We start from the raw sequence: 14024 nt of genomic DNA on the forward strand, positions 1-14024 counted from the left end.
CCATGATCTCACCTACGTGATCCTGCTGTTCGGCGCCGACGGCCGTCTCTTTTTGAGGCCGATGAACTGCCATCCGCTTCCGATGAGCAGCATTCCATCGGCGCTGATCTCCAAGGAGTCGGCCGTTCCCGCCAGAGCGATATCTTCGAGCCGCCGCCCGTCGTTGAGATCCCAGCTGCTCACCACCCCGTTCGCGAATCCGGCAACGGTAACGGGAATGCCATCGATCACACCGCAGGCCAGCGCGCAGACGGCGATTCCAGATTCGGCCGCGAGCTCGGCCGTCTGAACCTCGTCGGACAGATTCCACATCCCGACCCGTCCGTCAGTGGATCCCACGACCACCTTCGCTCCCAGGCATGCGACCTTGGTCATCTCTCTGTCCCGAACGATGCCCAGTAGACGTTCTCGACGGTCGATGAGATCGATGGTCGCCAGTTCCCCCTCGGTCGAGGCGATCACGGCCACGGGCCTGCCGGCCACCGTCGTCGTTGCCACGACACGCACGTCCGGGCCGATCGTCGGCTTCAGCTGCCACTCCGGCGTCCCATGCTGGAGGTCGAATACGCTCAGCCCCTGCTCCCTGGAGACCGCGATCGCGAACCGCCGACCGTCGAACCGGGCGATCCGAACGTCTGTGACCGCCGGGCGGGAAACGGTGCCGCTGCGCCAGATCAGTTCGTTCTCGGCCCAGCCGACCGAGCGGACCTCCAGGCCGCCGGTTCCGCCGATCGCGCAGTACGGCGTGCCGGCTTCGACCAGCATGTCGCATGCCGTGATGTCCCCGGGCACCTCCCACGACTGTCCCACGGGCTTACCCGCGCGCAGATCCCAGACACGAGCGCGCCCGTCTTCCGCGCAGACGACTCCGAGTGACCGGCCCTCGTATTCGACGCTGGCGATCGCGGTGGTCCGGGCTGAATGGGTGGTCAGCGGCCCTGCCGTCCGGGTTCCGGTGGTGAGATCCCAGATCAGGGTGGTGCCGTCGCCGCTACCGGTCGCCGCGAATACGCCGTCCGATGTCTCGATGCAGGCCACCGCTCCGAGCCAGTCGGAATGCGCCTTCAGCGGTTCGCGGATGAGCTGGCGGGTTCGGAGATCCCAAATGCGCAGGAATCCGTCATTATCCCCGACGACGGCCGTGGGGCGTCCGTTCATCTGACAACAGGCGATCGCCCAGACGCCGCCGGCGTGGCCGGCCATGGCCTCGCCGCGCTGCGAACGCGTTCTCAGATCCCAGACCCGCACGGTCCCGTCGGCGCCACCGGTGAGCGCGACCGGCCTGCCGTCGATCTTCGTGCAGGACACCGCGCGGATCGCGTGCTTCTCACGGGTCAAGGGCGGCTGCAGGTCGTTCACGGTGTCGAGGTACCACAGGCGTGCGGTGTTGTCCGGGCTGACGGACACCGCCACCGTCCTGCCCTCGTATCCGACGGCGGCGACGCCGCGGACCCAGTTGGTGTGGCCCTCCAAGGCGGGTCCGCGGGGCATCATGGTCTCGGCGTCCCAGACGCGGACCGTCTGGTCGGCGCTTCCGGAGACGACGATCAGTCGGCCGTCCTGCTCCAGGCAGGCCATGCTGCGCACCCAGTCATTATGCGCCTGGACCGGCTCCATGACCTGAGCCTGTGTCAGCAGGTCCCACACGCAGATGCGGCCGTCCGCCCCACCGGAGAATGCCAGGGCACGCCCGTTGACGACGCCGGAGACCACAGAACGGACGCCGTCCACGTGCCCGACCAGTGGCTCGCCCACCATGGCTCCGGTCCGCATGTCCCAGACGCGCACGGTGCCGTCGCTGTTCCCCGTGATCGCCCGCGGCATGCCCTCGACCACGGCAATGGCGACGGCGTAGACGTCGCCCGTGTTGGCGGCTCCACCCAGATTGGGCGGCCTGCGCTTCGTCTCATTGTCGCCGGCGAAGGCGGGCAACCAGGTGAGCACGGGATGGTCCTTGATCTCGACCAGCCGGCCGGCCAGCTCAGAGGCACCGCAACGCACCGCGTCGATCGCGAGCAATTGCTGTCGCTCCCGCCATCCCACGCCTCGGTGCCGGCGCACGGACGCTCTGTAGGCGATGGCCGAGTTCCGGGCCGCGTCCGAATAGACCTTGTCGAACTCAGGGAACAGCGTGTAAGGGTCGGCGCGTACCAGAAATCCGGGATCCATCATCAGATCATCGGTACGCCCGGCGTCCCCCGCGTGCTGGATCGCATGACGGAGCAGATACGGCCGTGCGGTCCCCCATGAATACCCACCCAGCGACGACCGCCGCAGTGAAGCGAGCATGAGTTCGAGGATCCGTTCCGGCAGGCCGCTGGGAGCGGGCTGCCCGTCCTCTATCGGGAAGGCCGTGAGATGGTCGGCGAGCCCCTGATGGAACAGCCGGTAGAGCGTCGTTCCATCGGAATCGGGCTTCGTACGGAGATAGAACCGGACCGCCTCGATCGCGCGGATCGTGGCATTGCGTTCGGGCGCAGGGCTCGGCGCGCCGACAAGGAACGCCGGCAGCACCCGCCGGACCAGGTCCTCTGGCATCCCATGCCCTCGTGCCCGCGCGATCGCGGCGAGCACCGGTCGCAGCAGGCCGTCCGGTTGCCGGATGAGAAGGTCCAGTTCGAACACTCCGGGAAGTGTGAGCGGCACCTCCCTGCCGAGGCTAGCGGCCTGTCCCGGACTTATCGGAAACGCGGTTTGCGTGACGAAGTGGTAGGCGTACAGACTGGCCACGAGGAACTCGCCCCAACGTTCCTCTGACCAGCGCTGCGCGGTCAGGGTGCTCCCGACCGTGGTCGCGAAAGCGTCGCGCACTTCTCTGGATTCGTCGCCGCTCAATGCGGGCCAGGTGCTCAACAGAGAGGAGACGTAGGCGGAGATGTCGGCGCCGAGTCTGGTGCGATCCGCCTGGTCGAGGTTGATCAGGCTCCCTAGGCGCTTCGCGGACCTGATCAACGGGCTGAGGTCGCCCCACGGGCGCATACCCACGATCAGTCGGCAGCAGGGACGTCCGGCGCGATTCACCGCGTGGGACAGCGGTAGAATGAGCTCGTTCATGAGCCGGATGACGTCGTGCGCCTCATCCAGCGCATCGAGGACGATGACGGGTTCAGACGGCAGCTTGACGACCTCATTGATCAGTGTCTGCGGCGTGAGCTCCGCCTCCAGCGTGCTGAGCTGGAGCTGGCGGAAGAGGGAGGCGGTCACCTCCGCGATGCCTCTCTGGCGGACGTGGACCGCGGCGATGTTCTCGGATACTGGAAGCCAGGGGGCCGCGTGCTCCCAGATGCCCCGTGTCCGTTCTCGCAACAGCGGATGAGCCGCACTGACGATCAATCCGAGAAGCGCCGACTTCCCGACCCCGGGGCTTCCGGTGACCACGGAGATCGCGGGAACCGGGCCGACGCCGCGGATAATCCCCCCGAGCTGCTCCAGTTCCACCGTCCTGCCGGAAAAGCATCCCTTGGTCACCCGTCCGGCCAGCGGCCCGCGACCGGCGGCCCGGTCCAGGAAGTGGTAGGCGTCCAAGCCCTCATCTAGATCGTCCACGAATGCCAGGAGCATGTCGTCGAGGTCGTGCTCCGCCGAGACGAGTTCACGCTCCTCATAGGACGGATTCGGAAAGAAGGGGAGGTCGAGCGAATGGGAGAGATCCACCATGGTCGTGGTGACCAACTGAGTGTAAGTTCCCTCCGCTTCCGCGATCCGCTGTACCTCACGCTTCAGTTCTCGGCTGATCGTCTCGAGGGGGACGTGCTTCACGGTCTTGTGGATATCGAGACTGCCAAGCCTGATCGCATTGAGGACGTTCGAGAGAGCCTGGGTGAAATGCCCTTCATATGCGGCCCGGTCTTCCGAACATGCCGCGATGACCCAGGCCCGCCGATTCTCTTTTTCGCGGAAGGTCCAGGGAAGTTTCGCGACCGCGCCCGAATAGCAGAGGTCAAGGAGGAACAGAGTGTAAGGCCGGTTCGGAAAATCCTCTACCTGGGTGATCCAACTTTCAATGTCCGTAGCGCTGTGCAGCGTCCCGTCGGAGCCGATCGCATAAAGCTTTCCCGATGCGGGTGCGCGGTCGCCATGGCTCAGGACGTGAACGATCAGCGATTCTGGCTGGTCATTCCGGGTCACGTGGTCATAAACCAGGGCGCCCATGAGCGGACTACTCGGACCGGGAGGAGTGATGCCGTGCGTAACACAGGAATATCCGAAGTTCGCGAGGGCCTCGCCGAATTCCTCAAGCCGCGCACTGACGAAAGGGAGTGCTTCCATACCAGCAAGTTCCCCGATACCCGTACGGAACTCCGAAGCCCCCAATATCAACGCCCGTCGCGTGATCATTGTCCGCCGACCACCTTGTTTCCGCAAACACTCCCGTTGAACATGGTAACCGCGGACAAGGGTCGAGATATCAGAAAAGCCGACCTGTACCAAATTTCGGTCGGACGTATACGTGGTTTACGGTGAGGAAAGAACTGGGGCTGCGCACCCCTCAGCCTAGATACGGCCTGCCTGTCTGGACTTGTTTCATCGATACCGGAGGTGGACAACGCTCCGGACCCGCAGGCCTGTTCCGGCCACCACCGGGCACCGGCGCCACCGATCTCACGACCATTATGGGCGTAGCCGAAGTCCGCAAGCACGATGGTTCGATCCAGGGCGCGCGTCGGCCCTAACACCATTTCCTGAGGTGGCCTTTTGCGCCACTGCAGCGTCCGAACAGACCGCGTACACCCCCGACTGGGAAACCGTTGGTATTCGCGCCCAACTCACCGGGCTCTTGGCAGCAGCCCGTCCCGCCGGCGGCAAGCCCGAAAGGCAGAAACCGGCACCCCCATCATCGACGCCCAGAGCATCAAGGCTTTCCGCCGATGTCCCCTGCACCACTACACCTGCGAGATAACGACTCCGACTGCGATACAGCCGGTTGTCTGAGAAGGAAAGCAGAGCCGGATCCCTTGTGCTGGTGCGGCTCGGCGGCCCTCCATGACACAGGTCGCGCGATGGTCTCCGGGCATGGCTTCGAAGGCGCGGCCGCCGGGCAAGGTGATGGTGGCGGCCGTGCGAGGGGCACGGTGACCCACAGGTGGAAGCGGCGTTCGTGTTGCGCCAGGCAGGGGGCGGCACGTCCGTAGATAGAGTCGAACTCGGCTTCGGCCCATGTCAGTTGACCGCCAGACGCCGCCCAGGAGCCCGGCAAATGTCGAAATGGCGGTAGCCGTGCACACCTGGTCGCAGTTGGATCCCGGCGGTGTGATGGTGCAGGAAGGTGATGACCGCGCTCTTACTGTGATGGTGGAGGGAGGCGCGAGCGGAGCCGTCATCGGCGATACCGTACCAGTCCTCTTGGATGGTGGTCTCGCCGCGGTCGATCATCGCCGGCCAGGATGGCGGTGTGTCCAGCATGAGCAGTTCGTAGGCAAGGTCCAGTAACCGGTGTCTGCGAGCGCTGCCAGCAGGATGGGGTGTGGCCCAGAACAGGTCCGAGCCCGGTACGTCGTCGAACGCACCATCGGGCTCCTGCACTGGTTCCGCCGCTGACGCATCCGTGGGAGATCCGCGACCACATCCACGAGGCGGCCATGACCCTGGCCGCAGCCCTCATCTGCTGGAGACACCTCGTCCGCTGATTCTGGTAGCACCTCTTGACCATCGCGCGCGGATTGGCCGCCCCCGGTTCCAGCAGCGCCTTCTACAGAGCACGTCGGACCCACAGCCCGGCGGCTTCGCCGGCGCCATGATTCTCCAGGCCAGCCCGTGTTTGACAGGAGCAGATGTCGCCTCGATGCGCTGGCGCAGCCAGCGATGGAAGGTGTGCAGGTCGGGTTCGTTGCGGTGTGGGGGACGGCTCAAGGGCCTTACCGACGGCGAAACCAAGGCGATCTTCGTCAAAGCCTCACCACCGTGGGCCCGGTGCAGTCAAGCCGACGCTCGAAGTGCGATGCCGGCAGCCCCAGCACGAAATGGTGATCGACGGGCCGGTCGAAGAACTCCCGCAGGTCGACGGTGAGCAACCAGTCGGTGCCCGTCGGCTTCAACAGGTTCGCCATCAGGGGAGCGTCGAACTGCGCAACGGCGCCCCCAGGGCGTGGCGATGTGCCGCTGCACATGGGCCATGTCCAATACGCCGCACGTGTTGTGCCGCTCGGCGTTCCTGGCCACCGGGCAGACGCTGATGTTCGAGGACGCCTGCTTCGTCCAACAGAGCCAGGGCGGCTCCCTCGCCGAACGCGACCAGTGGTTCTTCATCCTGCTGGAACTGCCGCCACCTCGGCGTTGAGATCGACTCCCGGCGCTGGCTCCCGCCTCGCCTACCCGAAGCTTGCGCGGGGATGGAGCGATTTCCGTCCGCCGGGTCAGTCCCGCGGCGTCACGCCCTCTGAGACTTCGAGCACACCGGTCTCGGTGACCAGCGCGGTCACCAGCCGCGCCGGGACGACGTCGAACGCCGGGTTGAATCCTCGGGCGCCCTCCGGGGCGACGGGGTTCCCCGCCCAGGCCAGCACCTCGTCACCGGGTCGTTCCTCGATGGGGATCCCGGCACCGGATGGCGTACTCAGATCGATGGTGCTCCAGGGAGCCGCGACCATGAACGGGATGCCCGCGTCCGCACAGGCCAGAGCCACCCCCACGGATCCGATCTTGTTCGCGGTGTCCCCGTTGGCGGCGATCCGGTCCGCGCCGATGATCGCCACGTCGACCAGACCCCGCAGGATCGTGCTCGCCGCCGCGCCGTCCGCCTGGACGAGATAGGGGATGCCCACCTGCTCCAGCTCCCACGCGGTGAGCCGGGAGCCCTGCAGAAGCGGGCGGGTTTCGTCGGCGTACACCACCTCGAGCGCTCCCAGCTCGGACAGTTCGCGGATCACCCCGAACGCCGTCCCCCACCCGGCCGTGGCGAGCGCTCCGGTGTTGCAGTGCGTCAGTACGCGCAGCGGCCGCTTCCCTGCGCGTGCGAGGATCCAGTCGGCCCCGGCCTTGCCGATGGCCCGATTCCCCAGCACGTCCTCGTCCAGCAACTTCTGGGCCTCGGCGACCACGGCCTCGACGCCCTTAGGCACGAACGGCACAACCCGATCAATACCGGCCGCGAGATTCACGGCCGTTGGCCGGGCCGTCCGAATCCGTTCGACGGCCGCGTCCCGCTCGGCGTCGTCCCAGCCCTGACGCTCGGCCTCGATCATGGCGATCACCACACCGAACGCCCCGGCGACCCCGAGCGCAGGAGCCCCTCGCACGACCAGCCGCCGGATCGCATCGACCAGCGTGCCGGTGTCACGCACATCGAGATGCTCGAACCGGCCGGGCAACACGGTCTGGTCGATGAGCCGCAGCCCGTCTCCGACCCACTCGACAGCGCGAAGTTCGTTCACCATGCCCCACTCCATGCAAACATCACCGATAAGACCATTCTCATGCTCCACTCCCCGTCCAGCCACCTCCCGGACGGCCCACGACGCCGCCTCTCAACGGTCACAGCTCAAGTCGGGCGCCGGAACCAGGCTCCGCTCCCCGGGGGCTCCTGCCCGTCACGGCCTGCGCCAGGGCCGGAACCCCAGAAGGCTGCCGCCGGTCCGGGACAGGTGTGGCATCCCCTCGCCCCAAGAACCCTGCCTCCACCTGTGGCGCCCCGTCCGCACTGGGCGGTCGTGCCCCAAGGGCAGCCCGGCTCATGTGACGCGGCCCGCGAGTCGGCCTGGCCCCTACGAAGTGGCCTCGCGTGGGCGCGTCATCTGGGCCGCAGGGCAATGCCACAGGCGAGCATCACAGCAAGATCGACAAGCCATGTCGCGAGCTCAGGACACACCGAGCCGATCCGGCGGGCCCTCACTCTCGGCTCGGTGATCCTGTAAACGGTGTGCGACTCCGACGACATCGCCGGTCGAGGCCCTCCCCGCGCTGCCCCCCAACATCGCCAGCAAATGCTGGCGCAGGTGCCCGATAGGCGGGAGCCGGAGAGCGCGGTCTTGAGCGTCACGGCAGGGTCGCGAAGTGAGGTCGCTTGTTCAGGGCGCACCGAGGCGATCAGTGGGCTCTCATCTCTCGGCTCGGTGGGCCTTCGAGTGGTGTGCGTGTTCGCCGGCATCGCCGGTCGAGCGCTCCTGTGTGGCCTCCAGCACCGCCAGTAGATACCAGCGGCGGTGGCTAGCCCGTGGGCGCGGGTTGGTGTGCGGGAGCACGGGGGTTGTGGCTTTCTTCTCTTTGTTGACCTGCGATAACTTGACACGGGTCGAATCTATGTTCGAGATTGTAGGCGGCTGGGAAGGGAGGCTGTCGGGTGGCGGAGCTTGCATCTGTGGACGCTCTGCGGCTCGACTCGACGGCGGCCGCACGGGATCTGGTTCCGGTGCTTCCCGCCTTGCGCCCGGCTATTCCGGGCGGGGGGCTGCGGCCGGGGTCCATCGTGGGCCTGGACGGCCCCGGGGCGTCCTCCCTCGGCCTGGCGCTCGTGGCCGGGGTATCGGGTGGCGAGGCCGGCGGATGGTGCGGGATCGTCGGCCTGCCTGACTTCGGGGTCGTGGCCGCCGCGGGCATGGGGGCGGCTCCGGAGCGGCTTCTGCTGGTGGACGAGCCGGGTGATCGGTGGCCGGACGTGGTGGCGGCCCTGGTCGAGGCGGTCGATCTCGTGCTGGTCCGTACCCCCGAGGCCCCTTCGGCGACCGCCGTGAGACGGCTGTCCGCACTGGCCCGCAAGCACGGTTGCGTTCTGGCTCTCACCGGGGCGTTCGCACGCACCTGGCCCGGGACGCGGTTGCGCCTGCGCGTGGACGAGGCCACCTGGGAAGGACTCGGCGACGGACATGGCGTTCTGACGGGCCGCCGTGCGCAGATCACCGCTGAGGGGCAGGACGCGCCGGGACGGGGCCGTCAGGCGTTGGTCTGGCTTCCCGGCCCGAGCGGGGAGGTCCTGCCTGTTGAGCGCGAGCGGAGTCGGCCGTCTTTGGAGGTCGTGGCCGGCCGGGCCCAGCCGGACACCTCAGATCGGCTGACCGGCCACATGCGCGCGATTCCGCGGCCGGAAGTCCGTGCGGGCGAGCACACCGCGTCGCCCGGCGGGGGTCCGGCTGAAGGCGCCGTCGATGGCTGGGTTACGGATCGTCCCACCGAAGGCAGCCCGGCCGCGGCTGTCGAGGCGGTGGTCGGCGGGGGTGGCGGGTGAGCCGGGTGCTGGTGATCTGGTGTCCCGACTGGCCGGTGACGGCGGTGGGGGTGGACGCGGCGACGCCCGGGGCCGTGGTCGTGGACGCGAGGGTGGCGGCCTGCACCGCGGCGGCCAGGGCCGAAGGGGTGCGGCGCGGGCAGCGCGTCCGTGACGCCCAGCGGCGCTGCCCCGACCTGGTCGTGCGGGAACGGGACACCGACGCCGAGGGGCGGTTGTTCGAGAAGGTGGCCGATGCCGTCGCGGAGCTCACGCCCAAGGTGGAGGTGGTGCGTCCGGGGCTGTGCGCCGTTCCCGCGCGGGGGGCGGCGCGCTTTTACGGGGGCGAGGAGGCGTTGCGGCTGCTTCTTCAGGACGCGGTGGTGGAGGCGGGGTTCGACTGCGGTGCGGGCGTGGCGGACGGCTTGTTCGCGGCGGAGCTGGCCGCGCGCAGTGGGGGCGGCGTGGTCGTCGAAGAGGGCCGGGGCGCGGTGTTCCTGGCGCCGTATCCGCTGTCCGTGCTCGGACGGCCGGAGCTGGCTGACCTGCTCAACCGGCTCGGGGTGCGGACGCTGGGCGACTTCGCGGCGCTGCCGTCGGGGCATGTGGCGGGGCGGTTCGGGGCCGATGGGGCGCTGGCGCATCGGCTGGCGCGCGGTGAGGAGCCCCGTCCGGTGGCGCCCGCGCCGGCGTCCGCCGACCTGTCGGTCCGGAACGAGTTCGATCCTCCGGCGGGGCAGGGCGAGCAGGTGGTGTTCGCGGCGAAGCGGCTGGCGGCGGAGTTGCACGACGGGCTGGCGGCGGGCGGGCTGACGTGTGTGCGGCTCGAGGTGGAGATCGGTTTCGCCGACGGGCACGTGCTGCGCCGGCTGTGGCGGCACGAGGGGCGGCTGTCGGCGACGGCGGTGGCGGAGCGGGTTCGCTGGCAGCTGGCGGCGTGGCGGAGCGGGCGGCCCGTGTCCGGCGTGGATGCCGAGGGCGTGGAGGAGCCGCCGCGGGACGAGGCCGTCTGGGGCGGGGTCGTCTGGCTGGAGATGGCCCCTGACCAGCTGGTTCCGGACGAGGGGACGCAGCAGTCGCTGTGGGGGCGGTCGGCGGTCACCGAGCGGATCGCGCGGGCGGCCGACCGGATCCAGGCGCTGCTGGGGCATCGGGCGATCACCCGTCCGGTCCTGAGCGGTGGGCGGGGGCCGGGCGAGGGGGTGGCGAAGGTGCCGGTCGGCGACCTGCCTCCCGGGGATGTGCGCGACGGGCCGTGGCCGGGTCGGGTCCCGGCGCCCGCGCCCGCGGTGGTGCCGCGCCGGCCGTGGCCCGCGGGGGTGGTGGACGCCGCGGGCTCCCCCGTGACCGTGTCGGCGCGGTGCGTGGTCTCGGCGCCGCCCGCGCAACTGGCGGTCGGCGACGGCCCGCGCACGGCGATCACCTCTTGGACGGGGCCCTGGCCCGCCGTCGAGCGGTGGTGGGATCCGGCCCGTTCACGTCGCCGCGCCCGGTTCCAGGCCGTGACCGACGACGGGCGCGCCTACCTCCTCGCCGTCGAGGACGGCACCTGGCATGTGGAGGCCGCCTATGACTGAGAGCGCCGATGGGGTGGCATAACCCGCCCGTGCCCTGGCGCGAGTTCGAGGAGCGCCTTTCCTGGCGCGGCTCGAAGCCCGAGAGCACTCCTCCGGTGTCCCCCGAACCCGTACCGGTCGTCCGGCGGGGTGGTGTGCCCTGGGCGGAGTTGCACTGCCATTCGTCGTTCAGCTTCCTGGACGGGGCCAGCGACCCTGCCGCGCTGGTGGCGGAGGCGGTGCGGCTCGGCGTCGAGGCGATGGCGATCACCGATCACGACGGCATGTACGGGGCGGTGCAGTTCGCGCAGGCGGCGGGCGAGGCCGGGATCGGGACGGTGTTCGGGGCCGAGCTGAGCCTGGAGCTGCCGGGGCCGCGGACCGGGGAGCCGGATCCGGCGGGACGGCATCTGCTCGTCCTGGCGCGGGGGGCGGAGGGGTACGCGCGGCTCTGCTCGGCGATCACGGCGGCGCAGCTGGCGGGCGGCGAGAAGGGCCGGCCCGTGTACGACCTGGACGCGCTGGCCGCCGCCCACGACGGGCAGTGGGCGGTGCTGACGGGCTGCCGGAAGGGGCCGGTTCCGGCGGCGCTGGAGCGGGGCGGGCCTGAGGCGGCGGAGCGGGAGCTGCGCCGTTTGGCCGGGATGTTCGGCCGGGACGGCGTGTTCGTGGAGCTGATCGACCACGACCAGCCGGGCGACGATCCCCGCAACGACGTGCTGTTCGAGCTGGCCGCCCGTGCCGGGGTGGGGGTGGTGGCGTCCAACAACGTGCACTTCGCGGCGCCGGGCCCGGATGCGCGGCTGGCCCAGGCGCTGGCGGCGGTGCGGTCGCGGCGCAGCCTGGACGACATGGTCGGCTGGCTGCCCGCGGGCGGGACGGCGCACGTCCGGAGCGGGGCGGAGATGGCCGCGCGGCTGGCGCGGTTCCCGGGGGTGCGGGAGCGGACGGTGGCGCTGGCGCGGGAGTGCGCGTTCGACTTCCAGGTGGTGGCGCCGCGGCTGCCGGACTGGCCCGTCCCGGACGGGCACACGGAGGCGAGCTGGCTGCGGCGCCTGGTGGCGGAGGGGGCGCGGGAGCGGTACGGGCCGCCGGAGCGGGAGAAGGTCGCGGGCGCGTACGCGCAGATCGCCCGGGAGCTGGACGTGATCGAGGGGCTCGGGTTCCCGGGCTACTTCCTGATCGTGCACGACATCGTGGAGTTCTGCCGGAGGCGGAACATCCTGTGCCAGGGCCGGGGCTCGGCGGCGAACTCGGCGGTCTGCTTCGCGCTCGGGATCACGGGGGTGGACGCGGTGCGGCACGGGCTGCTGTTCGAGCGGTTCCTGTCGCCGGGACGGGACGGGCCGCCCGACATCGATCTGGACATCGAGCACCGCCGCCGCGAGGAGGCCATCCAGTACGTCTACGACAAGTACGGGCGGGAGTGCACCGCCCAGGTCGCCAACGTCATCTCCTACCGGCCGCGGATGGCGGTGCGGGACGCGGCGCGGGCGCTGGGATTCTCGCCGGGGCAGCAGGACGCCTGGTCGCGCGGTATGGATCCCCGCGATCCGGTGGGGACGGAGTCGGAGGTCCCGGCGGCGGTGACGGGGCTGGCGGGGCGGATGCTGGCGTTGCCGCGCCATCTGGGGATCCATTCGGGCGGCATGGTGATCGCGGACCGTCCCGTCGGGGAGATCTGCCCGATCGAGTGGGCGCGGATGCCGAAGCGCAGCGTGCTGCAGTGGGACAAGGATGACTGCGCGGCGGCGGGCCTGGTGAAGTTCGACCTGCTGGGGCTGGGCATGCTCGCGGCGTTGCACGACTGCTTCGATCTGGTGGCCGAGCATCACGGGGTGCGGTTCGACCTGCAGTCGATCCCGCCGGAGGACCCGAAGGTGTACGAGATGCTGTCGGACGCCGACACCGTCGGGGTGTTCCAGGTGGAGTCGCGCGCGCAGATGGCCACGCTGCCCAGGCTCAGGCCGCGAGAGTTCTACGACCTGGTGGTGGAGGTGGCCCTCATCCGGCCGGGGCCCATCCAGGGCGGGTCGGTTCACCCGTACCTGCGGCGGCGCAAGGGGCTTGAGGCGGCGACCTGCCCGCACCCCCTGATGGAGAGCGCGCTGGCCCGCACTCTGGGCGTTCCGCTGTTCCAGGAGCAGATGATGCAGTTGGCCGTTGACTGCGCGGGCTTCTCCCCCGCCGAGGCCGATGAGCTGCGGCAGGCGATGGGGGCCAAGCGCGCGCCGGAACGGGTGGAGCGGCTCAGGCAGCGCTTGCTGGACGGCATGGCCGAGCGCGGGATCCCGGCCGATATCGCCGAGGACGTGTACGAGAAGATCCTGGGGTTCACGGGCTTCGGCTTCCCCGAGTCGCATGCGCAGAGCTTCGCCCACCTGGTCTACGCGAGCGCGTACGTGAAGCGGCATTACCCCGCGGCCTTCACGGCGGCGCTCGTACGCAACCAGCCGATGGGGTTCTACAGTTCGCAGTCGCTGCTGGCCGACGCGCGCCGCCACGGGGTGGTCGTACGGGGCGTGGACATCAACGCCAGCGATGCTCACCCGACTCTGGAGGAACCTCTGCCCGTCGAGCGCGGCCATCCGCACGCCCCGTCGGAGCCGCAGCCTGCGATACGCCTGGGGCTCATCGGCATCCGCAACCTGGGCGACGAGGCGGCCGAGGCCATCGCCGCGGGCCGTCCGTACACGAGCATGGAGGACCTGGCCCGGCGCGTCCGTCTCTCGGCGGCGGCCCTGGAGGCCCTCGCGACGGCGGGCGCCTTCGGTTCGGTCCCTGTGCGGGAGGGCGAGGGCACCGGGGGGCTGACGAGGCGGGAGGCCCTGTGGGCGGCGGGTGCCCTGGCGGGGACAGGGCCAGGGCAGTTGGAGGGGGTCACCCCTGGCGCGAGCGCGCCCGTGCTCCCCGCGATGACTCCCGTTGAGGAGACCCTGGCCGACCTGTGGGCGACGGGGGTCTCGCATACGCATCCCATGGCCCATGTACGGCAGGCCCTGGACGAGCTGGGCGCGACACCCTCGCGCGGACTCCCCGGTGTGCCGAGCGACACCAATGTGGTCGTGGCGGGGCTCGTCACGCACCGCCAGAGGCCGCCGACGGCGGGCGGCATGGTGTTCATGACGTTGGAGGACGAGACCGGCATCCTCAACGTGATCTGCCCGCCGCAGGTGTTCCAGCGGCACCGCGGCCTGGCGGTGGACGCGCAGGCCCTCCTGGTCAACGGGCGCCTGGAGCGCGCCGACGGCGTGACCAACATCCGCGCCACGCGCCTGCGGCGGCTCCCCGTTCCCGGCCGCGTCCGCGCCCGCAACTTCCACTGACCCGGC

8 protein-coding genes are annotated in these 14024 nt (G+C 69.8%); 4 read left to right on the forward strand and 4 right to left on the reverse strand.

The annotated features are described in order from the left end of the window. Positions 1–12: 12 nt before the first annotated feature. The 3 genes from ACZ466_RS02905 to ACZ466_RS02915 all read right to left on the reverse strand — a co-directional run bounded on the left by ACZ466_RS02905 (position 13) and on the right by ACZ466_RS02915 (position 6047). The gene (locus tag ACZ466_RS02905; protein ID WP_378285649.1) at positions 13–4269 is read right to left on the reverse strand and encodes a hypothetical protein; all 4257 of its coding nucleotides are present in this window, start codon (positions 4267–4269) and stop codon (positions 13–15) included. An 891-nt stretch (positions 4270–5160) separates the two neighbouring features. Further along, positions 5161–5523: an alpha-L-rhamnosidase-related protein gene (locus tag ACZ466_RS02910; protein ID WP_378285650.1), complete on the reverse strand. Its 363-nt coding sequence runs from the start codon at positions 5521–5523 to the stop codon at positions 5161–5163. A 362-nt stretch (positions 5524–5885) separates the two neighbouring features. Continuing rightward, complete coding sequence (locus ACZ466_RS02915; protein WP_378285651.1) at positions 5886–6047, reverse strand: hypothetical protein; 162 nt, start codon at positions 6045–6047, stop codon at positions 5886–5888. Between the two features lie 65 nt (positions 6048–6112). On the opposite strand from ACZ466_RS02915, the gene ACZ466_RS02920 reads away from it, so the two are divergent. Beyond that, positions 6113–6277, forward strand: a complete 165-nt coding sequence (locus ACZ466_RS02920) for a hypothetical protein (RefSeq protein ID WP_378285652.1) — start codon at positions 6113–6115, stop codon at positions 6275–6277. A 76-nt stretch (positions 6278–6353) separates the two neighbouring features. On the opposite strand, the gene mtnA is transcribed toward ACZ466_RS02920, so the two are convergent. Further along, positions 6354–7385, reverse strand: coding sequence for an S-methyl-5-thioribose-1-phosphate isomerase (gene mtnA, locus ACZ466_RS02925; protein ID WP_464042771.1), 1032 nt, complete (start codon positions 7383–7385; stop codon positions 6354–6356). Between the two features lie 908 nt (positions 7386–8293). Between mtnA and ACZ466_RS02930 the strand changes: the two genes are divergently transcribed. From ACZ466_RS02930 to ACZ466_RS02940, 3 genes are read left to right on the forward strand one after another with little or no spacing between them, the layout of a single operon-like run. Next, a complete protein-coding gene (locus ACZ466_RS02930) occupies positions 8294–9157 on the forward strand; it encodes a hypothetical protein (RefSeq protein WP_378285654.1) in 864 nt (287 codons plus the stop codon). Then, complete coding sequence (locus ACZ466_RS02935; RefSeq protein ID WP_378285655.1) at positions 9154–10713, forward strand: DNA polymerase Y family protein; 1560 nt, start codon at positions 9154–9156, stop codon at positions 10711–10713. Before ACZ466_RS02930 ends, ACZ466_RS02935 begins: the two co-directional genes overlap by 4 nt. Positions 10714–10742: 29 nt before the next feature. Then, on the forward strand, positions 10743–14018 hold the full coding sequence (locus ACZ466_RS02940) for an error-prone DNA polymerase (protein ID WP_378285656.1): 3276 nt from the start codon (positions 10743–10745) through the stop codon (positions 14016–14018). The last annotated feature ends 6 nt before the right edge of the window (positions 14019–14024 follow it).

This window comes from Actinomadura rugatobispora (assembly GCF_055379765.1).